Annotated in this window: 36 protein-coding genes and 1 tRNA gene; 34 read left to right on the forward strand and 3 right to left on the reverse strand. The window is 61.5% G+C overall.

Translation table 11 applies throughout. The annotated features are described in order from the left end of the window. The 30 genes from EPD80_RS09310 to rplQ form a co-directional block, all read left to right on the forward strand. Window positions 1–558 (forward strand): EF-Tu C-terminal domain-related protein (locus EPD80_RS09310; RefSeq protein WP_260677391.1); only part of this gene is annotated, 558 nt, incomplete at its 5' end. A gap of 72 nt (window positions 559–630) precedes the next feature. Next, window positions 631–942, forward strand: a complete 312-nt coding sequence (gene rpsJ, locus EPD80_RS09315; RefSeq protein WP_028874999.1) for a 30S ribosomal protein S10 — start codon at window positions 631–633, stop codon at window positions 940–942. 111 nt (window positions 943–1,053) lie between these two features. Then, on the forward strand, window positions 1,054–1,692 hold the full coding sequence (gene rplC / locus EPD80_RS09320; RefSeq protein ID WP_142803767.1) for a 50S ribosomal protein L3: 639 nt from the start codon (window positions 1,054–1,056) through the stop codon (window positions 1,690–1,692). 12 nt (window positions 1,693–1,704) lie between these two features. After that, window positions 1,705–2,331 (forward strand): 50S ribosomal protein L4, encoded by a 627-nt coding sequence (rplD, locus tag EPD80_RS09325; RefSeq protein WP_142803766.1) that lies wholly within the window; start codon window positions 1,705–1,707, stop codon window positions 2,329–2,331. Continuing rightward, complete coding sequence (rplW, locus tag EPD80_RS09330; protein WP_142811309.1) at window positions 2,328–2,630, forward strand: 50S ribosomal protein L23; 303 nt, start codon at window positions 2,328–2,330, stop codon at window positions 2,628–2,630. Before rplD ends, rplW begins: the two co-directional genes overlap by 4 nt. 6 nt (window positions 2,631–2,636) lie before the next feature. After that, window positions 2,637–3,464 (forward strand): 50S ribosomal protein L2, encoded by an 828-nt coding sequence (rplB, locus tag EPD80_RS09335; protein WP_142803764.1) that lies wholly within the window; start codon window positions 2,637–2,639, stop codon window positions 3,462–3,464. Window positions 3,465–3,474: 10 nt separating this feature from the next. Beyond that, the gene (rpsS, locus tag EPD80_RS09340; RefSeq protein WP_142803763.1) at window positions 3,475–3,750 is read left to right on the forward strand and encodes a 30S ribosomal protein S19; all 276 of its coding nucleotides are present in this window, start codon (window positions 3,475–3,477) and stop codon (window positions 3,748–3,750) included. A gap of 18 nt (window positions 3,751–3,768) precedes the next feature. Next, window positions 3,769–4,098 carry a 50S ribosomal protein L22 gene (rplV, locus tag EPD80_RS09345; protein ID WP_028874993.1) on the forward strand — a complete coding sequence of 110 codons (330 nt, stop codon included), beginning with the start codon at window positions 3,769–3,771 and terminating at the stop codon, window positions 4,096–4,098. A gap of 9 nt (window positions 4,099–4,107) precedes the next feature. After that, the gene (gene rpsC / locus EPD80_RS09350; RefSeq protein ID WP_142803762.1) at window positions 4,108–4,893 is read left to right on the forward strand and encodes a 30S ribosomal protein S3; all 786 of its coding nucleotides are present in this window, start codon (window positions 4,108–4,110) and stop codon (window positions 4,891–4,893) included. Continuing rightward, window positions 4,871–5,290 (forward strand): 50S ribosomal protein L16, encoded by a 420-nt coding sequence (rplP, locus tag EPD80_RS09355; RefSeq protein ID WP_142803761.1) that lies wholly within the window; start codon window positions 4,871–4,873, stop codon window positions 5,288–5,290. The genes rpsC and rplP overlap by 23 nt, the downstream gene beginning before the upstream one ends. Next, window positions 5,290–5,484, forward strand: a complete 195-nt coding sequence (gene rpmC, locus EPD80_RS09360; RefSeq protein ID WP_142804237.1) for a 50S ribosomal protein L29 — start codon at window positions 5,290–5,292, stop codon at window positions 5,482–5,484. Before rplP ends, rpmC begins: the two co-directional genes overlap by 1 nt. Then, a complete protein-coding gene (gene rpsQ, locus EPD80_RS09365) occupies window positions 5,481–5,753 on the forward strand; it encodes a 30S ribosomal protein S17 (protein WP_142803760.1) in 273 nt (90 codons plus the stop codon). The genes rpmC and rpsQ overlap by 4 nt, the downstream gene beginning before the upstream one ends. 159 nt (window positions 5,754–5,912) lie before the next feature. Continuing rightward, a complete protein-coding gene (gene rplN, locus EPD80_RS09370) occupies window positions 5,913–6,281 on the forward strand; it encodes a 50S ribosomal protein L14 (RefSeq protein WP_142803759.1) in 369 nt (122 codons plus the stop codon). Between the two features lie 9 nt (window positions 6,282–6,290). Next, a complete protein-coding gene (gene rplX, locus EPD80_RS09375; RefSeq protein ID WP_142803758.1) occupies window positions 6,291–6,608 on the forward strand; it encodes a 50S ribosomal protein L24 in 318 nt (105 codons plus the stop codon). A 9-nt stretch (window positions 6,609–6,617) separates the two neighbouring features. Then, window positions 6,618–7,157, forward strand: coding sequence for a 50S ribosomal protein L5 (gene rplE / locus EPD80_RS09380; RefSeq protein ID WP_142803757.1), 540 nt, complete (start codon window positions 6,618–6,620; stop codon window positions 7,155–7,157). 7 nt (window positions 7,158–7,164) lie between these two features. Next, window positions 7,165–7,470 carry a 30S ribosomal protein S14 gene (gene rpsN / locus EPD80_RS09385; RefSeq protein ID WP_142811311.1) on the forward strand — a complete coding sequence of 102 codons (306 nt, stop codon included), beginning with the start codon at window positions 7,165–7,167 and terminating at the stop codon, window positions 7,468–7,470. 12 nt (window positions 7,471–7,482) lie between these two features. Beyond that, window positions 7,483–7,878, forward strand: a complete 396-nt coding sequence (gene rpsH, locus EPD80_RS09390; protein ID WP_142803755.1) for a 30S ribosomal protein S8 — start codon at window positions 7,483–7,485, stop codon at window positions 7,876–7,878. A gap of 11 nt (window positions 7,879–7,889) precedes the next feature. Continuing rightward, window positions 7,890–8,423 carry a 50S ribosomal protein L6 gene (rplF, locus tag EPD80_RS09395; RefSeq protein ID WP_142811314.1) on the forward strand — a complete coding sequence of 178 codons (534 nt, stop codon included), beginning with the start codon at window positions 7,890–7,892 and terminating at the stop codon, window positions 8,421–8,423. A 12-nt stretch (window positions 8,424–8,435) separates the two neighbouring features. Further along, window positions 8,436–8,789, forward strand: coding sequence for a 50S ribosomal protein L18 (gene rplR / locus EPD80_RS09400; protein WP_142803753.1), 354 nt, complete (start codon window positions 8,436–8,438; stop codon window positions 8,787–8,789). Between the two features lie 13 nt (window positions 8,790–8,802). After that, complete coding sequence (rpsE, locus tag EPD80_RS09405; RefSeq protein WP_142803752.1) at window positions 8,803–9,327, forward strand: 30S ribosomal protein S5; 525 nt, start codon at window positions 8,803–8,805, stop codon at window positions 9,325–9,327. Between the two features lie 3 nt (window positions 9,328–9,330). Then, window positions 9,331–9,513 carry a 50S ribosomal protein L30 gene (rpmD, locus tag EPD80_RS09410; RefSeq protein ID WP_142811315.1) on the forward strand — a complete coding sequence of 61 codons (183 nt, stop codon included), beginning with the start codon at window positions 9,331–9,333 and terminating at the stop codon, window positions 9,511–9,513. 3 nt (window positions 9,514–9,516) lie between these two features. Beyond that, on the forward strand, window positions 9,517–9,954 hold the full coding sequence (gene rplO, locus EPD80_RS09415; protein WP_142803750.1) for a 50S ribosomal protein L15: 438 nt from the start codon (window positions 9,517–9,519) through the stop codon (window positions 9,952–9,954). 13 nt (window positions 9,955–9,967) lie between these two features. After that, the gene (gene secY / locus EPD80_RS09420) at window positions 9,968–11,290 is read left to right on the forward strand and encodes a preprotein translocase subunit SecY (protein ID WP_142803749.1); all 1,323 of its coding nucleotides are present in this window, start codon (window positions 9,968–9,970) and stop codon (window positions 11,288–11,290) included. 3 nt (window positions 11,291–11,293) lie between these two features. After that, complete coding sequence (gene infA / locus EPD80_RS09425) at window positions 11,294–11,512, forward strand: translation initiation factor IF-1 (protein WP_028874977.1); 219 nt, start codon at window positions 11,294–11,296, stop codon at window positions 11,510–11,512. A 19-nt stretch (window positions 11,513–11,531) separates the two neighbouring features. Continuing rightward, window positions 11,532–11,645: a 50S ribosomal protein L36 gene (gene rpmJ, locus EPD80_RS09430; protein ID WP_028874976.1), complete on the forward strand. Its 114-nt coding sequence runs from the start codon at window positions 11,532–11,534 to the stop codon at window positions 11,643–11,645. A gap of 54 nt (window positions 11,646–11,699) precedes the next feature. After that, window positions 11,700–12,065: a 30S ribosomal protein S13 gene (rpsM, locus tag EPD80_RS09435; RefSeq protein WP_142803748.1), complete on the forward strand. Its 366-nt coding sequence runs from the start codon at window positions 11,700–11,702 to the stop codon at window positions 12,063–12,065. A gap of 12 nt (window positions 12,066–12,077) precedes the next feature. Beyond that, window positions 12,078–12,467 carry a 30S ribosomal protein S11 gene (gene rpsK, locus EPD80_RS09440; protein WP_142803747.1) on the forward strand — a complete coding sequence of 130 codons (390 nt, stop codon included), beginning with the start codon at window positions 12,078–12,080 and terminating at the stop codon, window positions 12,465–12,467. A gap of 12 nt (window positions 12,468–12,479) precedes the next feature. Next, entirely contained in the window at window positions 12,480–13,109 is a 630-nt protein-coding gene (gene rpsD / locus EPD80_RS09445) for a 30S ribosomal protein S4 (RefSeq protein WP_142803746.1), read from the forward strand. A gap of 36 nt (window positions 13,110–13,145) precedes the next feature. Then, window positions 13,146–14,123 carry a DNA-directed RNA polymerase subunit alpha gene (locus tag EPD80_RS09450; RefSeq protein WP_142803745.1) on the forward strand — a complete coding sequence of 326 codons (978 nt, stop codon included), beginning with the start codon at window positions 13,146–13,148 and terminating at the stop codon, window positions 14,121–14,123. Window positions 14,124–14,147: 24 nt separating this feature from the next. Continuing rightward, window positions 14,148–14,543: a 50S ribosomal protein L17 gene (gene rplQ / locus EPD80_RS09455; RefSeq protein WP_142803744.1), complete on the forward strand. Its 396-nt coding sequence runs from the start codon at window positions 14,148–14,150 to the stop codon at window positions 14,541–14,543. Between the two features lie 64 nt (window positions 14,544–14,607). On the opposite strand, the gene uvrA is transcribed toward rplQ, so the two are convergent. Together uvrA and EPD80_RS09465 are read right to left on the reverse strand one after the other, a co-directional pair. Continuing rightward, window positions 14,608–17,415 carry an excinuclease ABC subunit UvrA gene (gene uvrA / locus EPD80_RS09460; RefSeq protein ID WP_142811317.1) on the reverse strand — a complete coding sequence of 936 codons (2,808 nt, stop codon included), beginning with the start codon at window positions 17,413–17,415 and terminating at the stop codon, window positions 14,608–14,610. Between the two features lie 53 nt (window positions 17,416–17,468). Next, window positions 17,469–17,541: transfer RNA gene (locus tag EPD80_RS09465), tRNA-Lys, on the reverse strand. 157 nt (window positions 17,542–17,698) lie between these two features. Between EPD80_RS09465 and EPD80_RS09470 the strand changes: the two genes are divergently transcribed. Together EPD80_RS09470 and coq7 are read left to right on the forward strand one after the other, a co-directional pair. Further along, window positions 17,699–18,268, forward strand: coding sequence for an RNA pyrophosphohydrolase (locus tag EPD80_RS09470; protein ID WP_142811319.1), 570 nt, complete (start codon window positions 17,699–17,701; stop codon window positions 18,266–18,268). Further along, on the forward strand, window positions 18,258–18,899 hold the full coding sequence (gene coq7 / locus EPD80_RS09475; protein ID WP_142811321.1) for a 2-polyprenyl-3-methyl-6-methoxy-1,4-benzoquinone monooxygenase: 642 nt from the start codon (window positions 18,258–18,260) through the stop codon (window positions 18,897–18,899). The genes EPD80_RS09470 and coq7 overlap by 11 nt, the downstream gene beginning before the upstream one ends. A 19-nt stretch (window positions 18,900–18,918) precedes the next feature. On the opposite strand, the gene EPD80_RS09480 is transcribed toward coq7, so the two are convergent. Continuing rightward, complete coding sequence (locus tag EPD80_RS09480; RefSeq protein ID WP_142803688.1) at window positions 18,919–19,338, reverse strand: OsmC family protein; 420 nt, start codon at window positions 19,336–19,338, stop codon at window positions 18,919–18,921. Between the two features lie 331 nt (window positions 19,339–19,669). Here EPD80_RS09480 and rplM point away from each other — a divergent pair, with 331 nt between their 5' ends. Together rplM and rpsI are read left to right on the forward strand one after the other, a co-directional pair. Next, window positions 19,670–20,098, forward strand: a complete 429-nt coding sequence (rplM, locus tag EPD80_RS09485) for a 50S ribosomal protein L13 (RefSeq protein ID WP_142811323.1) — start codon at window positions 19,670–19,672, stop codon at window positions 20,096–20,098. A 10-nt stretch (window positions 20,099–20,108) separates the two neighbouring features. Further along, window positions 20,109–20,501: a 30S ribosomal protein S9 gene (rpsI, locus tag EPD80_RS09490; RefSeq protein ID WP_142803686.1), complete on the forward strand. Its 393-nt coding sequence runs from the start codon at window positions 20,109–20,111 to the stop codon at window positions 20,499–20,501. Window positions 20,502–20,549 lie beyond the last annotated feature (48 nt).

Raw genomic sequence — 20,549 nt, forward strand, 5'->3', positions numbered from 1 at the left:
CCCTTCCTGCTGCCGATCGAAGACGTGTTCTCCATCTCCGGTCGTGGCACGGTGGTCACGGGCCGGGTCGAGCGCGGCATCGTCAAGGTGGGCGACGAAGTCGAGATCGTCGGTCTGCGCCCGACGCAGAAGACCACGGTCACGGGCGTGGAGATGTTCCGCAAACTCCTCGATCAAGGGCAAGCGGGCGACAACGTCGGGGTGCTGCTGCGCGGCACCAAGCGCGAAGACGTCGAACGCGGGCAAGTGCTCGCCAAGCCCGGGACGATCACGCCGCACACGCACTTCGAGTGTGAAGTGTACGTGCTCTCCAAGGAAGAAGGCGGGCGTCACACGCCGTTTTTCAGCAACTACCGGCCGCAGTTCTACTTCCGCACCACTGACGTCACCGGTGCCATCAAGCTGCCCGAAGGGGTGGAGATGGTGATGCCCGGTGACAACGTGAAGCTGGAAGTGAAGCTGATCGCCCCGATCGCGATGGAAGAAGGCTTGCGCTTCGCCATCCGTGAAGGCGGCCGTACCGTCGGCGCCGGCGTCGTCACCAAGATCATCGAGTAATCGTTTTGCTGCTCTGACCCGGCGGGACATTCCCCGCCGGGTTTTTCTACCTTTCGCTCTTTGGAATGAATCATGAACAATCAGAAGATCCGCATCCGCCTCAAGGCATTCGACTATCGGTTGATCGACCAGTCCGCGCACGAGATCGTCGAGGCGGCCAAGCGCACTGGGGCCGTCGTCCACGGCCCGATTCCTTTGCCGACCAAAATCGAACGCTATAACGTATTGCGCTCGCCGCACGTGAATAAAACCTCGCGTGACCAGTTCGAGATCCGTACCCATCGGCGGCTCATGGACATCGTCGAGCCCACGGACAAGACCGTCGATGCCTTGATGAAGCTCGACCTCCCTGCCGGGGTGGACGTCGACATCAAGCTGATGTAAGCCTTGCCTTGCATTAGAGATCGATCCGGCCTATAATTGCGCGTTTACCCACTTCGGCGGGTCTTATTTCGTACACGTCCGGTCAATCGTAACCGGTTCGAGGAGAACAACATGAGTCTAGGCCTTGTCGCTCGCAAGGTGGGCATGACTCGGATTTTCACCGACGATGGTCAGTCCATTCCGGTGACCGTGCTCGAAGCCTCCGCCAACCGCGTGACGCAACTCAAAACGCCAGAGACCGATGGCTATGCAGCCGTCCAGGTCGGTTTTGGCGCGCGAAAGCCTTCGCGCACCACCAAGCCGCTCGCCGGGCATTTCGCCAAGGCGGGCGTCACTGCGGCGCGTGTCTTGCGTGAATTCCGCGTCGCCCCCTCCGATCTCGCCTCGTTGCAGCTCGGCCAGGAGCTTTCCGTGACGATGTTCCAGCCGGGACAGAAAGTCGACGTCACCGGTCGCTCCATCGGTAAGGGGTTCGCCGGCGCGATCAAGCGCCACAACTTCAGCTCCAACCGTGCCTCGCACGGGAACTCGATCACTACGCGCGCGCCCGGCTCCATCGGTATGGCGCAGGATCCCGGTCGCGTCTTCCCCGGCAAGCGCATGGCGGGGCATTTGGGCGACGAGACCGTCACGGTGCAGAATCTCGAGATCGTGCGCGTCGATGCCGAGCGCAACCTCCTGCTCGTCAAGGGGGCGGTTCCTGGTGCCAAGGGCGGCGACGTGATCGTGCGCCCGGCGGTCAAAGGCTAAGGCGAGGTGGATATGGAACTCAAGCTATTGAATGCGCAGGGTCAGCCTGCCGGAACCACTCAGGTCTCCGACGCGCTCTTCGCCCGCCCTTACAACGAAGCGCTGGTGCATCAGGTCGTCGTCGCTTATCAGGCCAATGCCCGTCAAGGTACGCGCGCTCAGAAAGATCGTTCCCAGGTGCATCACTCCACCCGTAAGCCCTGGCGGCAGAAGGGGACGGGGCGTGCGCGCGCAGGGATGACTTCCAGCCCCCTGTGGCGGCATGGCGGAAAGATTTTCCCCAGTTCGCCGGACGAGAATTTCAAGCAGAAGGTCAACCGTAAGATGTACCGCGCGGCAATGGCCACCATCCTGTCGCAGCTCGCCCGCGAAGAGCGCCTGGCGGTGATCGACGATTTCCGCGTCGATGCGCCCAAGACCAAACTCGTGGCACAAAAGCTCAAGGAAATGGGGCTTGCGGGGACGCGCGTGCTGCTGATCACCGACGAGCTCGATGAGAATCTGCTGCTCGGCAGCCGCAACCTCAAAGATGCGCTGGTGCTGGCGGCGCACGAGACCGATCCGGTGGCTTTGGTGCACTTCCCGAAAGTGCTCCTCACCAAGGGCGCCGTGGCCAAATTCGAGGAGATGTGGCAATGACGATCAGCGAAGAACGCCTCTATCAGGTTCTGCTCGGCCCGCAGATTTCGGAAAAAGCCACGATGCTCGGGGAGCGTCTCAATCAAGTGGTATTCCGCGTCGCGCGCGATGCCACCAAGCCCGAAATCAAGGCCGCCGTCGAGAAGCTCTTCGAGGTCGAAGTCGAGGGCGTGCGGGTGCTCAACGTCAAAGGCAAGGAGAAACGGACGGGGCGAATCACGGGCCGCCGTGCCGGTTGGAAGAAAGCCTTCGTCTCGCTCAAGCCGGGCCAAGAGCTCAGCTTCATGGCCGGGGAGTAAACCATCATGGCAGTGATCAAGATGAAACCGACTTCGCCCGGCCGTCGTGCCATGGTGCGGGTCGTCAACAAGGAACTCTACAAGGGTCGGCCGTATCCTTCACTCGTCGAGGCGATGACGCGTCTCGCGGGTCGCAACAACGCCGGACGCATCACTACCCGGCACAAGGGCGGCGGGCACAAGAAGCACTATCGCATCGTCGACTTTCGGCGTAACAAGGACAACATCCCGGCCAGGGTCGAGCGGATCGAGTACGATCCCAACCGCTCGGCGCACATCGCACTGCTGTGCTACGCCGACGGGGAGCGCCGTTACATCCTCGCGCCAAAAGGGCTGACGGTCGGCCAGACCATCATGAGCGGTCCGCAAGCGCCGATCAAGCCCGGCAATGCGCTGCCGATCCGTGCCATCCCGGTGGGAACGACGCTGCACAACGTCGAGCTCGTGCCGGGCAAGGGCGGGCAGCTCGCTCGCGCTGCAGGAACTTCGGTCCAGCTCGTCGCGCGTGAAGGTGCCTATGCCCAGGTGCGTCTGCGCTCGGGCGAAGTGCGCAAGGTGCACGTCGAATGTCGCGCCACTATCGGGGAAGTGGGCAATGGTGAGCATTCCCTGGAAAAACTCGGCAAGGCGGGGGCTTCCCGCTGGCGTGGCGTTCGTCCTACCGTACGCGGTGTGGCGATGAACCCGATCGACCACCCGCATGGTGGTGGTGAAGGGCGCACGGGCGAGGGCGGCGTGCCGCGCAGCCCATGGGGTCAGCCGACGAAAGGGTATCGCACTCGCCGCAACAAGCGCACGGACAACATGATCGTCCAGCGTCGGCACAAGCGTTAAGGGGTAAGTCATGGCACGTTCCGTCAAAAAAGGGCCGTTCGTCGATGCCCATCTGCTCAAGAAGGTCGAGCAAAGCCGCGCGACCAACGACAAGCGTCCGATCAAGACCTGGTCTCGCCGCTCCACGATCCTGCCCGAATTCATCGGGTTGACGTTCGCGGTGCACAATGGCCGGCAGCACGTCCCGGTATTCGTTACCGAGGCCATGGTTGGACACAAACTCGGCGAATTCTCCTTCACCCGCACCTTCAAAGGGCACGCCGCGGGCAAGAAGTCTAAACGCTAAAGGTCGAGGAAACGAGATATGGAAACCAAGGCTATCGTGCGCGGCGTGCGCCTTTCTCCCCAGAAAGGTCGTCTCGTCGCCGATCTCATCCGCGGCAAACCGGTGGCGCAGGCGCTCGACATCCTCGCCTTCTGTCCGCAAAAAGGCGCGCATTTGATTCGTAAAGCGCTGCTTTCGGCCATCGCCAATGCGGAACACAACGACGGTGCCGACGTCGATGAACTCAAGGTCAAACGCATCATGGTCGAGAAGGGCGTGGTGCTCAAGCGCTTCCGGGCGCGGGCCAAAGGGCGTGGGGCGAAGATCCTCAAGCCTACGTCGCACATCATCGTCGCGGTCGGAGAATAAGGAGCGAACATGGGACAGAAAATCCATCCGACCGGCTTTCGCCTCGTCGTCACGCGTGACTGGTCCTCGCGCTGGTTTGCCTCGAGCAAGGACTTCCCGCGCCTGCTGCAGCAAGACGCCCAGGTTCGTGGGTACTTGAAGAACAAGCTCAAGCATGCGGCCGTCAGTCGTATCGTGATCGAACGCCCGGCCAAGAGTGCAAAGATCACGATCCACTCGGGGCGTCCCGGTGTGGTCATCGGGAAGAAAGGTGAGGACATCGAGCTTCTCAGAGCGGATCTGAACCGTCGCATGGGCGTGCCGGTGCACCTCACGATCGAGGAAATCCGCAAACCCGAGCTCGATGCGCAGCTCATCGCCGAATCGGTCGCGACCCAGCTCGAGAAACGCATCCAGTTCCGTCGCGCCATGAAACGTGCGATGCAAAACGCGATGCGGCTCGGGGCGAAAGGGATCAAGATCATGACCTCCGGCCGTCTGGGCGGGGCCGAGATCGCACGCTCCGAATGGTACCGTGAGGGTCGGGTTCCCCTGCAAACCCTGCGCGCCGACATCGATTATGGTTTTGCCGAGGCACAGACCACCTACGGGATCATCGGCGTCAAGGTCTGGCTCTACAAGGGCGACATCCTGGCGCGTAATCAGGCACCGCAGGAGCCTGTCGAGCGGGAAGCTCGGCGTCCCGCGCGGGGTCGTCGTGACGAAGGGGAAGGCGCGCGTCGCGGTCGTCGCACCCGCGCCGCCAAAGCGAACGTAACTTCGGGAGTGGGCGATGCTGCAGCCGAAACGAACTAAATTCCGCAAGGTCCAGAAGGGCCGCAACAAGGGACTGGCAACGCGCGGGACCTCCGTTTCCTTCGGCGAGTTCGGTCTCAAGGCGATCGGCCGCGGACGGCTCACGGCTCGCCAAATCGAAGCAGCGCGGCGCGCCATGACCCGTCACATCAAGCGCGGCGGGCGGATCTGGATCCGAGTGTTTCCCGATAAACCCATCTCCCGGAAACCTGCCGAGGTCCGTATGGGAAGCGGGAAAGGAAACCCTGAATACTGGGTCGCCGAAATCCAGCCGGGCAAAGTCTTGTATGAGATGGACGGTGTGAGCGAAGCGCTGGCCCGTGAGGCGTTCGAACTCGCCGCCGCGAAGCTGCCGTTCAAGACCGTCTTCGTCACCCGCAAGTTGGGAGCGGCATGATGAAAGCAAAAGACATGCGTGAAAAGAGCGTCGACGAGCTCGAGAAAGAATTGCTCGAGTTGCGCAAGGCGCAATTCTCGCTTCGTATGCAACAAGCGACGCAGCAACTGACCAATACCGCGGCGATGCGTGCTACCCGGCGCGATATCGCGCGGATCAAGACCCTCCTGCGGGAAAAAGGGGTGCGTAAATGACCGAAGAAATGCAAAACAAGACCCGGCAGCGCATGGTTGGACGCGTCGTGAGTACCGCTCGGGCCAAGACGGTCGCCATATTGGTCGAACGTCGAGTGGCGCATCCCCTCTATGGGAAGATCGTCACCAAATCGCGCAAATTCCATGCGCACTGCGAAGATCCGGAAGTGGCGCTCAACGATGTCGTCGAGATCGAAGAGTGCCGTCCGATTTCCAAGACAAAAACCTGGAAGGTCGTCCGGCTCGTGTCCAAGGCACGTCTTGCCTGATTCGCCCTTGCAATTTTCTGCCGCATCGGTTATAGTGCTGGACTCTTGCCCCGTCGCAAGGCGGGGCGCTTCGTTTTCCTTCGTCGCCTGAGCCGTTTGCGCGCCGAAGGTGTTTGAGTCCAAAACTGTCCGCTCTAGCGGTATAAGTTGGAGATTTTCATGATCCAGATGCAGACCCTCTTGCAGGTCGCCGACAACAGCGGCGCGCGCAAGGTCATGTGTATCAAAGTGCTTGGGGGCTCCAAGCGCCGCTATGCCAACGTCGGTGACATCATCAAGGTGTCGGTCAAGGAAGCGGCCCCGCGCGGGCGCGTCAAGAAAGGCGACGTCTATAACGCCGTCGTCGTTCGCACCGCCAAAGGGGTGCGCCGTCCCGACGGTTCGCTCATCAAATTCGATGGCAACGCCGCCGTGCTGCTCAACAACAAGCTCGAGCCGATCGGTACGCGTATTTTTGGCCCTGTTACGCGTGAATTGCGTACCGAGCGATTCATGAAGATCGTCTCGCTCGCCCCCGAAGTCATCTGAGGTGTCGCAATGAAGAAGATCCGTAAGGGCGATCAGGTGATCGTGATCGCCGGCAAAGACAAAGGGCGCCGGGGGGTAGTGACGCGCCGCGTCAGCGACGAAAAAGTCATCGTCGAGGGGATCAACCGCGTCAAGAAACACGTGCGCCCCAATCCCTTGCGCGGAATCGCAGGTGGGATCATCGAAAAAGAGATGCCTATCCACATCTCCAACGTCGCGCTATTCAATCCGCAGACCCAGAAAGCCGACCGGGTCGGGATTCGGGTGCTCGAAGATGGCCGTAAAGTGCGCTTCTTCAAGAGCACCGGCGAAGTGGTGGACGTCTAAGGAGCGAACATGGCCCGGTTGCTACAACAGTACAAAGAAAAGGTCGTGCCCGAACTCGTCAGTAAGTTCGGCTACAAGTCGATCATGGAAGTGCCGCGCATCACCAAGATCACGCTCAACATGGGCGTAGGTGAGGCCGTGGCCGACAAGAAAGTCCTGGAGAATGCCGTCAAAGATCTGGCGGCGATTTCGGGGCAAAAGCCCGTGATCACCAAGGCGCGCAAATCGATCGCCGGTTTCAAGATCCGCGAGGGATACCCGATCGGATGCAAGGTGACGCTGCGCGGCGCTCGGGCATACGAATTCCTCGATCGGCTCATTTCGATCGCTCTGCCCCGCGTGCGGGATTTCCGCGGCGTTGGCGGCAAGGGGTTCGATGGTCGTGGCAACTTCAACTTGGGTGTGCGTGAGCAGATCATCTTTCCGGAGATCGAGTACGACAAGGTCGATGCGCTGCGCGGCATGAACATCACCATCACGACCACGGCGAAAACCGATGAAGAGGCCAAGGCGCTGCTGGCCGCGTTCAAGTTTCCCTTCCGGAATTGAGGCTGACATGGCAAAGAAATCGATGATCAATCGCGAGGAAAAACGTCGCAAGCTGGTGGCCAAGTACGCAGCCAAGCGCGACGCTCTGCTCGCCAAAATACGGGACATGAGTCTGTCCGAAGAAGAGCGCATGCAGGCGCGCCTCGAGCTGCAGCAACTGCCGCGCAACGCCAGCCCCACTCGGTTGCGGAATCGTTGCGCGATCACTGGCCGTCCGCGCGGAACTTTCCGTAAATTCGGTCTGAGCCGAAACAAGTTGCGTGAAATGGCTTTCCGCGGCGAAGTCCCCGGCATGACCAAGGCGAGCTGGTAAGGGAGTCCGAAGATGAGCATGTCTGATCCGATCGCCGATATGTTGACGCGCATTCGCAATGCGCAAAAGGCGGAAAAGCCTACCGTCGAGGTTCCTGGCTCCAAGCTCAAGTCCGCGATCGCTCGCGTATTGCACGAAGAGGGCTACATCGATGGGTTCGAGGTGCGGCAGGATGGGCCGAAATCGACCCTGGTATTGAAGCTCAAGTACTACGCTGGTCGTCCCGTGATCGAGCGCATCGAGCGGGTGTCGCGTCCTGGTTTGCGCATCTACCGTTCCGTCGCCGACTTGCCCAAGGTTATGAACGGTCTGGGAGTGGCCATCGTGTCTACGCCCAAGGGGGTGATGACCGATCGTGCCGCTCGCAAGGCGCAAGTCGGTGGCGAAGTGCTCTGTTACGTCGCCTGAGGGAGATCGAGATGTCGAGAATCGCAAAACAACCGATCGAGGTTCCGGGTGGCGTCGACGTCACGATCGACGGCAGCCGTGTCGCGGTCAAAGGTCCGCTCGGCGCGCTCGAGTTCTCGTTCAATCCCGCCGTGCGCATCGTCCGGGAGGGTAACGTGCTGCGCTGCCAGGGCGACGAGAAGATTCCCGGCAGCGTTGCTCAAGCCGGTACTGCGCGGGCCATCCTCGCCAACATGGTGCATGGGGTCGCGAAAGGGTTCGAGCGGCGCCTTACTTTGGTCGGGGTGGGTTACCGCGCACAGCTGCAGGGTAACAAGCTGAATCTCTCGCTGGGCTACTCGCACCCGATCGAGCACGAGCTTCCTGCGGGTATCAAGGCCGAAGTACCTCAACCGACCGAGATCGTGCTCAAAGGGGCCGACAAGCAACAACTCGGCCAGCAAGCCGCCAAGATCCGCGGTTACCGTCCGCCGGAGCCTTACAAGGGCAAGGGTGTACGCTATGCGGATGAAATCGTGGTCTTGAAAGAGACCAAGAAGAAATAAGGGCATTCGATCATGAACAAGAAACTTGCACGTCTGCGCCGTGCCCGCAAAACCCGGGCGAAGATCGCGCAGCTGAAAGTGCCGAGCCTCACGGTTTACCGTTCCAACTCGCACGTCTACGCGCAGATCATCTCCCCGTGCCGTTCACGCGTGCTCGCTGCCGCGTCTACGCTCGACAAGGAGCTGCGCGACAAGGTGAGCAACGGGGGTAACAAGGCCGCTGCGGCGCTCGTGGGTCGTGCCATCGCCGAGAAAGCCAAGGCGATCGGCATCGAGACGGTCGCGTTCGACCGCTCGGGATATCTCTATCATGGTCGCGTGCAAGCCTTGGCTGAGGCCGCGCGCGAAGCCGGGCTCAAATTCTGATACGGGAAAAGCGATGGCCAGGAATCAGCAAGACAAGCGCCGACCTGCGGAAGAGCGGCAGGACGAGCTCAATGAAAAGATGGTGTCGATCAACCGCGTCAGCAAGACCGTCAAGGGTGGGCGCATCCTGAGCTTTGCGGCGCTGACGGTCGTCGGCGACGGTGACGGTGGCATCGGCATGGGTAAGGGTAAGGCCCGTGAGGTACCGGTCGCGGTGCAAAAGGCCATGCAGTCGGCCCGTCGTGACATGGTCAAGGTGCCTTTGAAAAACGGCACCATCCAGCATACCGTGATCGCCAAGCACGGTGCTTCCACGGTGATGATGAAGTCGGCTCCTCCGGGTACCGGAATCATCGCCGGCGGTGCCATGCGCGCGGTGTTCGAGGTGATGGGCGTCAAGGACGTCATCTGCAAGATCATCGGCTCGACCAACCCGTACAACGTGGTGCGCGCCACGATCAAGGGATTGACGGCCACACGCCGTCCTTCCGAGCTTGCCGCCAAGCGCGGCAAGTCCATCGAAGAGATCACGGAGTGAGCCATGGCGAAAGACAAAGTCAAGGTGACGCTGATCAAGTCTTTGATCGGCACGCGTAAGGATCATCGTGCCACCGTGCGTGGGCTCGGCTTGCGTCGGCTCAACCACACGGTCGAGCTCGCCGACACCCCTCAGGTGCGTGGCATGATCGCCAAGGTGTCTTATCTCCTGAAGGTCGAGGGCTGACAAATGCAACTCAACACCATCAAACCGGCCGATGGGGCCAAGAAAGCCAAGAAGCGGGTCGGCCGCGGCATCGGTTCCGGTCTGGGCAAGACCTGCGGCCGGGGGCACAAGGGCCAGAAATCTCGCTCCGGAGGTTTTCACAAAGTCGGTTTCGAAGGCGGTCAGATGCCGCTTCAACGCCGTCTGCCCAAGCGTGGATTCGTCTCGCCTACGGCCAATGACGTGGCCGAGGTGCGCCTCTCCGACCTCGAGCAAATCCCGGTCGAGGAGATCGATCTGCTCGTGCTCAAGCAAGCGGGGGTCGTTCCGAGAACCGCCAAAGCGGCAAAGGTCATCCTTGCGGGTACCCTTTCGCGCAAGCTCATCCTGCGGGGAATCGCGGCCACCAAGGGGGCCAAGAGCGCCATCGAGGCGGCCGGCGGCACCCTCGTCGAATCCTGAGTAGGGAAACGTCGTGGCCAAAGCGACCCAACACGCGACGGTAGGGAAATTTGCCGACCTGAAACGGCGTCTCTGGTTCTTGCTGGGGGCGCTCGTCGTTTATCGGATCGGGGCGCACATCCCTGTCCCGGGCATCGATCCGGCCAAACTTGCCCAGCTCTTCCAGACGCAAGGTGGCGGGATCCTGGGGGTGTTCAACCTCTTCTCCGGCGGGGCGTTGTCGCGCTTCACGATCTTCGCGCTCGGGATCATGCCGTACATCTCGGCATCGATCATCGTGCAGCTCATGTCCTACGCCTTCCCTGCGCTCGAGGCGCTGAAAAAAGAAGGCGAGGCGGGTCGGCGCAAGCTGACGCAGTACACGCGCTATGGTACCTTGGTGCTCGCGCTCGCGCAGGGCTTGGGAATCGCGGTCGCCCTCGAATCCCAGCCCGGGTTGGTGCTCGAACCAGGATTGATGTTCCGTTTCGTCACCGTGGTGACGCTGGTGACCGGCACGATGTTCCTGATGTGGCTCGGTGAGCAGATCACCGAACGGGGTATTGGGAACGGCATTTCTCTCATCATCTTCGCCGGGATCGTCGCGGGGCTGCCCCAGGCGCTGGGCGGACTCTTCGAGCTCGTCTCGAGCGGGGCGATGCATCCTTTCTCCGCCCTCTTCGTCTGCATGCTGGTGTTGCTGGTGACGGCTTTCGTCGTCTTCGTCGAAAAAGGTCAGCGGAAAATCCTGGTCAATTACGCCAAGCGACAGGTGGGCAACAAGATCTATGGGGGTCAGAGTTCGCATCTGCCCTTGAAGCTCAACATGGCCGGTGTGATCCCGCCGATCTTCGCCTCGTCCATCATTCTTTTCCCTGCCACGCTGGCGCAGTGGTTCGGGTCGGGCGATCGCTTCATCTGGTTGAGAGACCTGGCTGGAGCGCTGTCGCCCGGGCAGCCGGTCTATATCCTGCTCTATGCCTTGGCGATCGTCTTTTTCTGTTTCTTCTACACCGCCCTCGTCTTCAATGCCAAGGAGACGGCGGAGAACCTGAAGAAGAGCGGTGCGTTCGTGCCAGGCATTCGGCCGGGCGAGCAGACGGCGAAGTATCTGGACCGCGTGTTGATGCGACTCACGCTCGCCGGGGCAATCTACATCACGCTCGTGTGCTTGATCCCCGAGTTTCTCATCCTCGAGTGGAACGTGCCCTTCTATTTCGGGGGGACTTCGCTACTCATCATCGTGGTCGTGACGATGGATTTCATGACGCAACTGCAATCCTATGTGATGTCGCACCAATACGAGAGTTTGCTCAAGAAGGCGAATTTCACGTCTGGCGCGTTGCGGAGGAAGTAAGGCATGGCCAAGGAAGACGTCATCGAAATGCAGGGTGAAGTGATCGAGACGCTGCCCAACGCCACCTTCCGCGTGCGTCTGGAAAATGGTCACGTCATTCTCGGTTATATCTCGGGCAAGATGAGAATGCACTACATCCGCATCCTGCCCGGAGACAAGGTCACGGTGCAGCTCACTCCGTACGACCTGACGCGCGGGCGCATCGTATTCCGTTCCAAGTGAAGAATCCAGGGAGAGCTCCATGAAAGTCCAAGCCTCAGTGAAGCGGATCTGCCGCAATTGCCGCATCGTGCGGCGCAAGGGCGTGGTGCGGGTCATTTGTAAAGAAGCGCGCCACAAGCAGCGTCAAGGTTGAACCTTGGGCGCGAATCTTTTATACTTGAAAATTTCGTTTTTGGGGTGATTGCAGATGGCCCGTATCGCAGGGGTGAATATCCCCAACCACAAACACACCGAGATCGCGCTCACGGCGATCTACGGCATCGGTCGTTCCCGTGCCCGCAAGATTTGCGAGGCCGCAGGCATCCAGCCATCGGCCAAGGTCAAAGATCTGACGGACGCCGAGCTCGAGCGCTTGCGCGAGGAAGTCGCCAAATACAAGGTCGAGGGCGACTTGCGGCGTGAGATCACCATGAACATCAAACGCTTGATGGACTTGGGTTGCTATCGCGGCATGCGCCATCGCCGGGGGTTGCCCGTGCGTGGACAGCGTACTCGCACGAACGCGCGTACCCGCAAGGGGCCGCCCAAGACCATCGCCGGCAAGAAGAAATGATGAGGTCACTCCATGGCTAAAACTACGACGAAGGCCCGACGTAAAGTCAAAAAGAATGTTGCGGAGGGCATCGCGCACATCCACGCGAGTTTCAACAACACGATCATCACGATCACCGATCGGCAAGGCAACGCGCTTTCCTGGGCCTCGTCCGGTTCGGCGGGTTTCAAGGGCTCGCGCAAGAGTACCCCGTTTGCCGCCCAGGTGGCGGCCGATGCGGCAGGCAAGGCAGCCCAGGAATGTGGCATCAAGAGCCTTGAAGTGCGTGTGCAAGGTCCTGGCCCAGGGCGTGAATCGTCGGTGCGGGCGCTTGCCGCGCTCGGCATCCGCATCGCCAGCATACAGGATGTAACGCCGATTCCGCACAACGGCTGCCGTCCGCCCAAGAAACGTCGGATCTAACAGGAGTCGAACGTGGCACGTAATCTCGATCCCAAGTGCCGGCAGTGCCGGCGGGAAGGCGAAAAGCTCTTCCTCAAAGGGGAAAAATGCTTCACGGACAAGTGCGCGATCGAGCGTCGCAGCTATGCACCCGGTCAGCACGGTCAAACCTCGGGGCAGCGCTTGTCCGAATACGGAAAACAGCTGCGTGAGAAGCAAAAGATCCGTCGGCTCTACGGCGTTTTGGAAATGCAGTTCCGTCGTGTCTACGCCGAAGCGGCTCGCCGTCGCGGCCAGACGGGCGAGAACCTTCTGCAACTCCTCGAAGGCAGGCTCGACAACGTCGCTTATCGCATGGGTTTCGGCGCCTCACGCGCCGAGGCGCGCCAAGTCGTGCGCCACAATGGCGTGATGGTCAACGGTCGCCGGGTCAACATTCCTTCTTACCTCGTTCGTCCGGGCGACGTGGTCGAGCTCACCGAAAAGGCCCGCGCCCAGCTCCGCGTGAAGGCTGCGTTGGAAGCGGCAGCGCAACGTGGTTTCCCCGAGTGGATCGAAGTCGATGTGCAGGCGGGCAAGGGGGTGTTCAAGGCCTATCCGCAGCGCGCCGAGCTTTCGCCCACGCTCAACGAAAACCTCGTGGTCGAACTCTACTCGCGATAAGCCCCTCGCAGCGGCGAGAAACAGAGGATAGCATCGATGTCTTTGGAAAGCCTGCTGAAACCGCGCAGCATCGACGTGGAAAATCTGTCGCCGGTGTTGGCGCGCGTCACGATGGAACCGTTCGAGCGCGGCTTCGGCCATACGTTGGGCAACGCGCTGCGGCGCGTGCTCCTGGCTGCGCTTCCCGGTAGCGCTCCTACCGAGGTGCGGATCACTGGCCTGTTGCACGAGTATTCGACGATCGAAGGGGTGCGCGAAGACGCCGTCGATTTGCTGCTCAATCTGAAAGGCGTCGTGTTTCGACTGCACGAACGTGAAGATGCGACCGTGCGCCTCGAAGCCGTGGGGCCGAAAGTGGTTCGCGCGGCCGACATCCAGTTGGGCCATGGCGTCGAAGTCATCAACGGAGATCACGTCATCGCCCACGTCGAAGAAGGCGGGCGCCTCGAGATGGAAATCCGTGTCCAGCGAGGCCGGGGTTACGTTCCGGCCTCCGCGCGCAAAACCGAGGGCGATCGTGCGATCGGTCATATCCTGATGGACGCCTCCTTCAGCCCGGTGCGTCGGGTCGCCTATACCGTCGAAAGCGCCCGGGTCGAGCAGCGTACCGACCTCGATCGTCTGGTCCTCGAACTCGAGACGAACGGCTCGATTGATCCCGAAGAGGCGATTCGCTATGCCGCACGCGTGCTGGTGGACCAACTCGCCGTCTTTGCCGATCTCGAAGGACGCCAGCCCAGTGCACGCTCCGAGAGCGGCGCAGCGATCGATCCGCTACTGTTGCGCCCCGTCGACGATCTCGAACTCACGGTCCGCTCGGCCAATTGCCTCAAGGCCGAGAACATCTACTACATCGGTGATCTGATCCAGCGCACCGAACAGGAACTCCTGAAAACCCCCAACCTCGGTCGCAAGTCGCTCAACGAGATCAAGGAAGTGCTCGCAGCGCACGGGCTGACGCTGGGGATGAAACTGGAAAACTGGCCTCCGCCCGGTTTGGAAAAACTCGGCTGACGGATAACGCACGAGGAAAGAAAAATGCGTCACGGAAACGGATATCGCAAGCTCAACCGCACGACGAGCCATCGTCAGGCGCTGATGCGCAATCTCGCCAACGCCCTGCTGCGCGAGGAAGTCATCAAGACGACTCTGCCCAAAGCCAAGGAACTGCGCCGCTTCGTCGAGCCGCTCATCACGCTGGCGAAGAAACCGACGCTGGCCAATCACCGGCTCGCCTTCGCTCGCCTGCGCGATCGTGAGATCGTGCTCAAACTCTTCAACGAGATCGGCCCGCGCGTGCAAAATCGTCCAGGTGGGTACACCCGCGTGCTGAAGTTCGGCTACCGCGATGGTGACAACGCGCCGATGGCGATCATCGAGCTCGTCGATCGGGCGGGTAGCGAAACGCAAGCCGCACCGCAAAACGCAGGCTGATCGCCCTTTCCGTTCAGGGAAGAACGATGGACGCCGCATCCATTCGAGGGTGCGGCGTCCGTTTTTATCCCGCCGAGCCGATCCGCTCGGCGAGGTAGCGTCCGGTCACGGAATTGGGATGGGCGGCGATCGCCGCGGGGGTGCCGCAAGCGACGATTCGGCCGCCTGCTTCGCCCGCTCCTGGTCCCAGGTCGATCACCCAGTCGGCATGGGCGATTACGTCGAGGTGATGTTCAATCACCACCAGGGTGTTTCCGCGATCGCGCAGCGCGAACAGCGCGGTGAGGAGCTGTTCGACGTCGACCCAGTGCAGCCCCGTGGTTGGCTCGTCGAGCACGTACAGCGTTCGTCCCGTGTCGCGGCGCATCAACTCCGCAGCCAATTTCAAGCGCTGCGCTTCTCCCCCCGAAAGCGTCGTGGCCGGTTGGTTCAAGGGTAAGTAGCCCAGCCCCAGCGACTGCAGAATCTCGAGCTTGCGCCGCAGCGTGGGGTGCGAGCCGAAGGGATGTAGCGCTTCCTCCACGGTAAGGGAGAGGGATTCGTGGATGTTCAGCCCGCGGTAGCGGATCTCCAGCGTCTCACGGTTGTACCGCTTTCCGCTGCAGGCTTCGCAGGGTAGATAGACGTCGGGCAGAAACTGCAAGTCGATGCGCCGATATCCTTCACCTTCGCATACCTCGCAGCGCCCCCCTCTCAGGTTGAAGGAAAAGCGGGCGGCGCGGTAGCCGCGCATGCGTGCTTCGGGTGTGGCGGCAAAGAGTTCGCGCAACCCATCCATGATGCCAGTATAGGTTGCCGGGTTCGAGCGCGGCGTACGGCCGATCGGCGATTGATCGACGACGATCAGCTTGTCGATCGCCTCTAGACCCGAGGCTCCCGTACACGGGGCGCGGCAGGGGCGCCCCGAGAGGTGATCGCGCAGGATGGGAACCAGCGTGTCCTCTACGAGCGAGGATTTTCCCGAACCGGAGACCCCGGTGACGACCACGAGGCATCCCAGGGGGATCTCGACGTCGATTCCCTGCAGATTGTGGGCGTGGCAGCCTTGCAGCCGTAGCGTGGGCCTGTCTTCTTCGCAAGGGAGAGAACGATGCGGCACGTGCAAGGGGCGTTGCAGATAAGGGGCGGTTCGCGAGCGCGGCGAAGCGAGCAGCGCTGACAGCGACCCGGAGACGAGAATTTCACCTCCCTCTCGTCCAGCACCTGGGCCGACTTCCACTACGTGATCGGCACGGCGAATCGTCGCTTCGTCGTGTTCGACCACGACGACGGTGTTACCCAGATCGCGCATCTCTTCGAGCGTACGCAGCAAATCGTCCTGATTGCGTGGATGCAGCCCGATGGAAGGTTCGTCGAGTACGTAGAGCACGCCGGTGAGTCCCGAGCCAACCTGACTGGCGAGCCGGATGCGCTGCGCCTCTCCGCCGGAGAGCGTGTGCGATGCGCGATCGAGACTCAGGTAGGAGAGCCCGACTTGCAGCAGGAAGCGGAGACGCGAGCGGATCGCCTCGATCGTCATCTCGGCCACGGGATGAGTTCCGCACACGGTGGCGATGCGTTCGATCGCACTTGCACAGGCCGACAAGGGAAGTGCCGTGAGCTCCGGCAGACTCATGCCCGCCACGCGTACCGCCCGGGCAAAAGGTTGCAAGCGGCTACCACCACAGGTGGGGCAGGGGCGTTCCTGCCAAGGGAGATCCAGAGCCTTCTCTCTGCGTCCTCTTTCCTCTTCGGGGTGGTGGCGCCGTTGCAGGTAGGAGACCCAGCCTTCGAAAGGATGAGACTTGAGCACCATGCGGCTGCGATCGAGCGGGTAGCGGAAAGGGATGGGTTCCTCGCCCGAGCCGAAGAGTAAAACCCGTCGCACCGGTTCCGGCAGCCCGGACCACGGGGTGTCGAGGGAGAAACCATAATATGCCGCCAAATCCTCCAGAAGCCGGGCCGAGAAGGCGTTGCCGAGGTCGAGACCGGGCAATGCACCCTCGCGCAGGCTGCGCTCCGATGCTGGTAAGCGTTCCGCGTCCAGCTCCCATCGCCGCCCCGTTCCCTCGCACGTGGGGCAGGCGCCTGCCGGATGGTTGAAAGAGAAGAGCTGCGGCTCGAGCGCCGGGGCCGTGAAACCGCAGCGGGGGCACGAAGGGGTGACGACGAAAGTCAGTTCTTCCCCTTCGTCGAGATCGCGCACGAAGCAGCGCCCATGCCCCATCTTGAGCGCCAGTTCGAGCGAATCGGCGAGCCGCGCCCGCGCCTCTTCCCGTACTCTCAAGCGGTCGATCACCAGTCGAGGCGCGTCGGAGGGGGCATCTTGCAAACCATCGAGCTCGACGAATTCGCCACCGGTTTCGATGCGGGTGAACCCTTGTGCCTTCAGGGAGGCGAGCGCGGCCCGCGGTTCGGTATCGAGCACGAGGGGCGAGAGGAGGGCGATGCGTCGCTGCGGCAGAGTGTGCAATAAAGACTCGATGAAATCGCTCATCGAGCGGTGCGTCAGAGCCTCCTGTGGATGTTCGGGGCAATACGGCGTGCCCAGCCGAGCGAAGAGTACGCGCAGATAGTCGTGGATTTCGGTGAGCGTGCCCACCGTCGATCGTGGGCTGGGCGAAAGCGTCTTCTGCTCGATGGCGATCGCCGGCGAAAGCCCTTCGATCGTGTCGACTTCGGGCCTCGGCAGCTGATCGAGAAACTTGCGCGCCTGGGCGGAGAGCGATTCGACGTAGCGCCTTTGGCCTTCGGCGTAGAGCGTGTCGAAGGCGAGCGAAGATTTACCGGAGCCCGATACGCCCGTGATGACGATCAGTTTTCCTCGAGGTAGGTCGAGATCGACGTTTTTGAGGTTGTGGGTGCGCGCACCGCGAATGCGGATCAAAGCCATGGGTCGACGGCTGCGATGCGATGAAAATGCGCACGGGGATCGCGCGTTGGAGATGGGTCGTGCAGGATTCGAACCTGCGACCAACGGATTAAAAGTCCGCTGCTCTACCGGCTGAGCTAACGACCCGTCGAAGAAGGTGGAATTATAGGTAATTCCTCGGGGAACTGTCAAGCAGTTTTTGCGTCGTGTTGTTTTGGGCGAGAAATCAAGGAGATGAGCCGTCGCTTTTCTTTGGCGTCTCATTATGGAACAATAGCGGCAACGAAGAATCGAGGAAACGACCATGCTCGACCGGGAAGGGTATCGCCCGAACGTCGGCATCGTGCTCGTCAACGCGCGCAACGAGGTGTTCTGGGGCAAACGTATACGCGAACATTCCTGGCAGTTTCCACAAGGCGGGATCAAAAAAGGGGAAACGCCGGAAGAGGCGATGTACCGGGAGCTGCACGAAGAGGTCGGTCTGCTGCCGCAGCACGTCCGCATCCTTGGACGCACGCGCGATTGGCTGCGCTATGATGTACCACGGCGCTGGGTGAAGCGCCAGTGGCGTAATGTCTATCGCGGGCAGAAGCAGATCTGGTTCCTGCTGCGTCTCGTGGGGCGGGACTCCGACGTCTGCCTGCGCGCAACCGCGCACCCCGAGTTCGACGCTTGGCGCTGGGCGCAGTACTGGGTGCCGCTCGATGCGGTGATCGCTTTCAAACGCCGCGTCTACCAGCTTGCCCTCATCGAACTTTCGCGCTATCTCGACGTGCCGCCGCCGCACACTCAGCCGCAGTACCGTGAATTGATCGAGGAGATCCCCCCCGATTTTCCCGTTGTTTCGCCGTTGGAGGAACGACATGGACGCTGAGCGGCTCGATGCGCTCGACCGGGTGATCGTCGAATTCGATCGCGCCCTGCGTACGGTTTTTGCCCCGGCAAGGGGCGCGCGGCCGATGCCCGGTGCCGGCCTGCCGGGTGGTCCGCTCGACGAAGCGCAGCGCCGGCACGTGGAAGGCCTGCTGCGAGTGGATCACACCGGCGAGATCTGCGCCCAAGCACTCTACCAGGGGCAGGCGCTCACCAGTCGCGACCCGTCGATCCGCGAGGCGTTGCGCCGCGCTTCCGACGAGGAGGTCGACCACCTCGCCTGGACCGAGGCGCGTCTGCACGAGCTCGGCGGGCGAACCAGCCTGCTCGATCCCTTGTGGTATCTGGGTTCCCTGGCGATCGGCGTGGCGGCGGGGGCGGCGGGGGACGACTGGAATCTCGGCTTTCTCGCCGAGACCGAGCGCCAGGTCGAGCGTCATCTCGAAGGGCATCTGCAGGCGCTGCCGGCAGAGGATCGGCGCAGTCGCGCCATTCTCGAACAGATGAAGGAAGATGAGACGGGGCATGCTCGACTCGCCGAGTCATTGGGTGCGCGACCGCTGCCGGCGCCGGTGCGAGGGGCCATGCGGCTCGCTTCCAAAGTGATGACGACGCTCGCCTACCGCCTCTGACCTGCCGTCTCGGGGTGGTTCACCCCTCCTCGACGATTTCCCAAGTGTGCTCGAGTTCGGCGGTCTTGCCGAGCATGATCGAGGCCGAGCAGTATTTTTCCGCCGACAGCCGGACTGCTCGTGCCACACGCGCCTCGTCCAGTCCGCGGCCGCGCACGACGTAATGGAAACGGATGCGGGTGAATACCTTGGGGTCGGTGGGAGCGCGTTCGGCCTCGAGCCGTACTTCGCAGCCTTTCACGGCCTGCCGTCCTTTCTCCAGGATCATCACGATGTCGAAGGCGGTGCAGCCGCCAGCGCCGGCGAGCAGCAGCTCCATGGGGCGTGGCGCGAGATTGCGGCCGCCTGCCTCCGGGGCTCCGTCCATCGCCACCAGATGTCCCGATCCTGTTTCTGCCAGAAAAGTGCGGCCCTCGATCCAGCGAACCGTGCATTCCATGTTGATCTTCCCTCGTGGTTTGCGCAATGCAGAATTGTAGGGGATTTGCGGATAAACGAGTTTGATTTTGCGATCTAAAAGTTTATTGTGCAGTGCGCCATTTTTTTCTTGCTTTTTTTGCCGGGTGTCACTAGTATACGCAGCAACGGATCACGACTCGTGTGGTTCGACCGGTGTCTCCTCCACCCTCCTCCTTTGGTGTGGATTGAACGCCGCCTCTTCGAGGCGGCGTTTTTTTTCGGCTCGAGATTGACAAAGGCGCTGCCTTTACGCTAACATCCCCTGCTTTCCAGAAGGGCCGGACTCGGGCCTGAGATGATCGAGGATACGCATGAAAACGTTCTCCGCCAAGCCACACGAAGTCAAGCGTGACTGGTTCGTCGTCGATGCGTCGGGTAAGGTACTGGGTCGGCTCGCGGCCGAGATCGCCCGCCGTTTGCGCGGCAAGCACAAGGCGATCTATACGCCCCACGTCGATACCGGTGATTACATCGTCGTCGTCAACGTCGATAAGATTCGTGTCACGGGCAACAAAGCTGCCGACAAGAAATACTACCGCCATTCCGGCTATCCGGGCGGTATCTACGAGACCACGTTCGAGAAACTGCTGCAGCGCCATCCCGAGCGTGTGCTCGAGAAGGCGGTCAAGGGTATGCTGCCCAAAGGGCCACTCGGCTATGCGATGCTGAAAAAGCTCAAGTGCTACGCCGGCGCCGAGCATCCCCATGTCGCGCAGCAGCCCAAAGTGCTGGAAATCTGAGGAGTCAGTGATGGCGGTGTCGTACAATTACGGAACGGGGCGGCGCAAGGAAGCGGTTGCTCGTGTGTTCATCAAGCCGGGCTCCGGCAACATCGTGGTCAATGGTAAGCCGCTCGATGAATTTTTTTCTCGCGAGACGGGGCGCATGATCGTGCGGCAGCCGCTGCGCCTGCTCGAAGTCGAGAATCGCTTCGACATCATGGTCAATGTCGATGGTGGCGGTGAATCCGGCCAAGCCGGTGCGGTGCGCCACGGCATCACCCGGGCGCTCATCGACTACAATCCCGAGTGGAAGGCGCAGCTGCGGGCGGCCGGTTTTGTCACTCGCGACGCGCGTGAGGTCGAACGGAAGAAAGTCGGTCTGCGCAAAGCCCGTCGCGCCAAGCAGTTCTCCAAGCGCTGATCGTTTTCGCCCGGGCAGCATTCTGCAAAGCCACCCTCGAGGTGGCTT

It is taken from the genome of Tepidiphilus olei, assembly GCF_006980705.1.
GTDB classification, from domain to species: Bacteria; Pseudomonadota; Gammaproteobacteria; order Burkholderiales; family Rhodocyclaceae; genus Tepidiphilus; species Tepidiphilus olei.

What these genes read in the sequence shown, in the direction of transcription:
- rplW (WP_142811309.1), top strand. Translation starts at nt 2,328, where the DNA reads ATGACGATCAGCGAAGAACGCCTCTATCAGGTTCTGCTCGGCCCGCAG.
- rpmJ (WP_028874976.1), top strand. Translation starts at nt 11,532, where the DNA reads ATGAAAGTCCAAGCCTCAGTGAAGCGGATCTGCCGCAATTGCCGCATC.
- rpmD (WP_142811315.1), top strand. Translation starts at nt 9,331, where the DNA reads ATGGCGAAAGACAAAGTCAAGGTGACGCTGATCAAGTCTTTGATCGGC.
- rpsK (WP_142803747.1), top strand. Translation starts at nt 12,078, where the DNA reads ATGGCTAAAACTACGACGAAGGCCCGACGTAAAGTCAAAAAGAATGTT.
- rpsE (WP_142803752.1), top strand. Translation starts at nt 8,803, where the DNA reads ATGGCCAGGAATCAGCAAGACAAGCGCCGACCTGCGGAAGAGCGGCAG.
- rpsM (WP_142803748.1), top strand. Translation starts at nt 11,700, where the DNA reads ATGGCCCGTATCGCAGGGGTGAATATCCCCAACCACAAACACACCGAG.
- rplD (WP_142803766.1), top strand. Translation starts at nt 1,705, where the DNA reads ATGGAACTCAAGCTATTGAATGCGCAGGGTCAGCCTGCCGGAACCACT.
- rpsJ (WP_028874999.1), top strand. Translation starts at nt 631, where the DNA reads ATGAACAATCAGAAGATCCGCATCCGCCTCAAGGCATTCGACTATCGG.
- rplC (WP_142803767.1), top strand. Translation starts at nt 1,054, where the DNA reads ATGAGTCTAGGCCTTGTCGCTCGCAAGGTGGGCATGACTCGGATTTTC.
- rplF (WP_142811314.1), top strand. Translation starts at nt 7,890, where the DNA reads ATGTCGAGAATCGCAAAACAACCGATCGAGGTTCCGGGTGGCGTCGAC.
- rpsS (WP_142803763.1), top strand. Translation starts at nt 3,475, where the DNA reads ATGGCACGTTCCGTCAAAAAAGGGCCGTTCGTCGATGCCCATCTGCTC.
- uvrA (WP_142811317.1), bottom strand. Translation starts at nt 17,415, where the DNA reads ATGGCTTTGATCCGCATTCGCGGTGCGCGCACCCACAACCTCAAAAAC.
- rpmC (WP_142804237.1), top strand. Translation starts at nt 5,290, where the DNA reads ATGAAAGCAAAAGACATGCGTGAAAAGAGCGTCGACGAGCTCGAGAAA.
- rpsQ (WP_142803760.1), top strand. Translation starts at nt 5,481, where the DNA reads ATGACCGAAGAAATGCAAAACAAGACCCGGCAGCGCATGGTTGGACGC.
- rpsI (WP_142803686.1), top strand. Translation starts at nt 20,109, where the DNA reads ATGGCGGTGTCGTACAATTACGGAACGGGGCGGCGCAAGGAAGCGGTT.
- rplP (WP_142803761.1), top strand. Translation starts at nt 4,871, where the DNA reads ATGCTGCAGCCGAAACGAACTAAATTCCGCAAGGTCCAGAAGGGCCGC.
- rplX (WP_142803758.1), top strand. Translation starts at nt 6,291, where the DNA reads ATGAAGAAGATCCGTAAGGGCGATCAGGTGATCGTGATCGCCGGCAAA.
- rplE (WP_142803757.1), top strand. Translation starts at nt 6,618, where the DNA reads ATGGCCCGGTTGCTACAACAGTACAAAGAAAAGGTCGTGCCCGAACTC.
- rplR (WP_142803753.1), top strand. Translation starts at nt 8,436, where the DNA reads ATGAACAAGAAACTTGCACGTCTGCGCCGTGCCCGCAAAACCCGGGCG.
- rplN (WP_142803759.1), top strand. Translation starts at nt 5,913, where the DNA reads ATGATCCAGATGCAGACCCTCTTGCAGGTCGCCGACAACAGCGGCGCG.
- rpsC (WP_142803762.1), top strand. Translation starts at nt 4,108, where the DNA reads ATGGGACAGAAAATCCATCCGACCGGCTTTCGCCTCGTCGTCACGCGT.
- rpsH (WP_142803755.1), top strand. Translation starts at nt 7,483, where the DNA reads ATGAGCATGTCTGATCCGATCGCCGATATGTTGACGCGCATTCGCAAT.
- rplV (WP_028874993.1), top strand. Translation starts at nt 3,769, where the DNA reads ATGGAAACCAAGGCTATCGTGCGCGGCGTGCGCCTTTCTCCCCAGAAA.
- rplQ (WP_142803744.1), top strand. Translation starts at nt 14,148, where the DNA reads ATGCGTCACGGAAACGGATATCGCAAGCTCAACCGCACGACGAGCCAT.
- EPD80_RS09470 (WP_142811319.1), top strand. Translation starts at nt 17,699, where the DNA reads ATGCTCGACCGGGAAGGGTATCGCCCGAACGTCGGCATCGTGCTCGTC.
- infA (WP_028874977.1), top strand. Translation starts at nt 11,294, where the DNA reads ATGGCCAAGGAAGACGTCATCGAAATGCAGGGTGAAGTGATCGAGACG.
- EPD80_RS09480 (WP_142803688.1), bottom strand. Translation starts at nt 19,338, where the DNA reads ATGGAATGCACGGTTCGCTGGATCGAGGGCCGCACTTTTCTGGCAGAA.
- rplB (WP_142803764.1), top strand. Translation starts at nt 2,637, where the DNA reads ATGGCAGTGATCAAGATGAAACCGACTTCGCCCGGCCGTCGTGCCATG.
- rplM (WP_142811323.1), top strand. Translation starts at nt 19,670, where the DNA reads ATGAAAACGTTCTCCGCCAAGCCACACGAAGTCAAGCGTGACTGGTTC.
- rpsN (WP_142811311.1), top strand. Translation starts at nt 7,165, where the DNA reads ATGGCAAAGAAATCGATGATCAATCGCGAGGAAAAACGTCGCAAGCTG.
- rplO (WP_142803750.1), top strand. Translation starts at nt 9,517, where the DNA reads ATGCAACTCAACACCATCAAACCGGCCGATGGGGCCAAGAAAGCCAAG.
- EPD80_RS09450 (WP_142803745.1), top strand. Translation starts at nt 13,146, where the DNA reads ATGTCTTTGGAAAGCCTGCTGAAACCGCGCAGCATCGACGTGGAAAAT.
- coq7 (WP_142811321.1), top strand. Translation starts at nt 18,258, where the DNA reads ATGGACGCTGAGCGGCTCGATGCGCTCGACCGGGTGATCGTCGAATTC.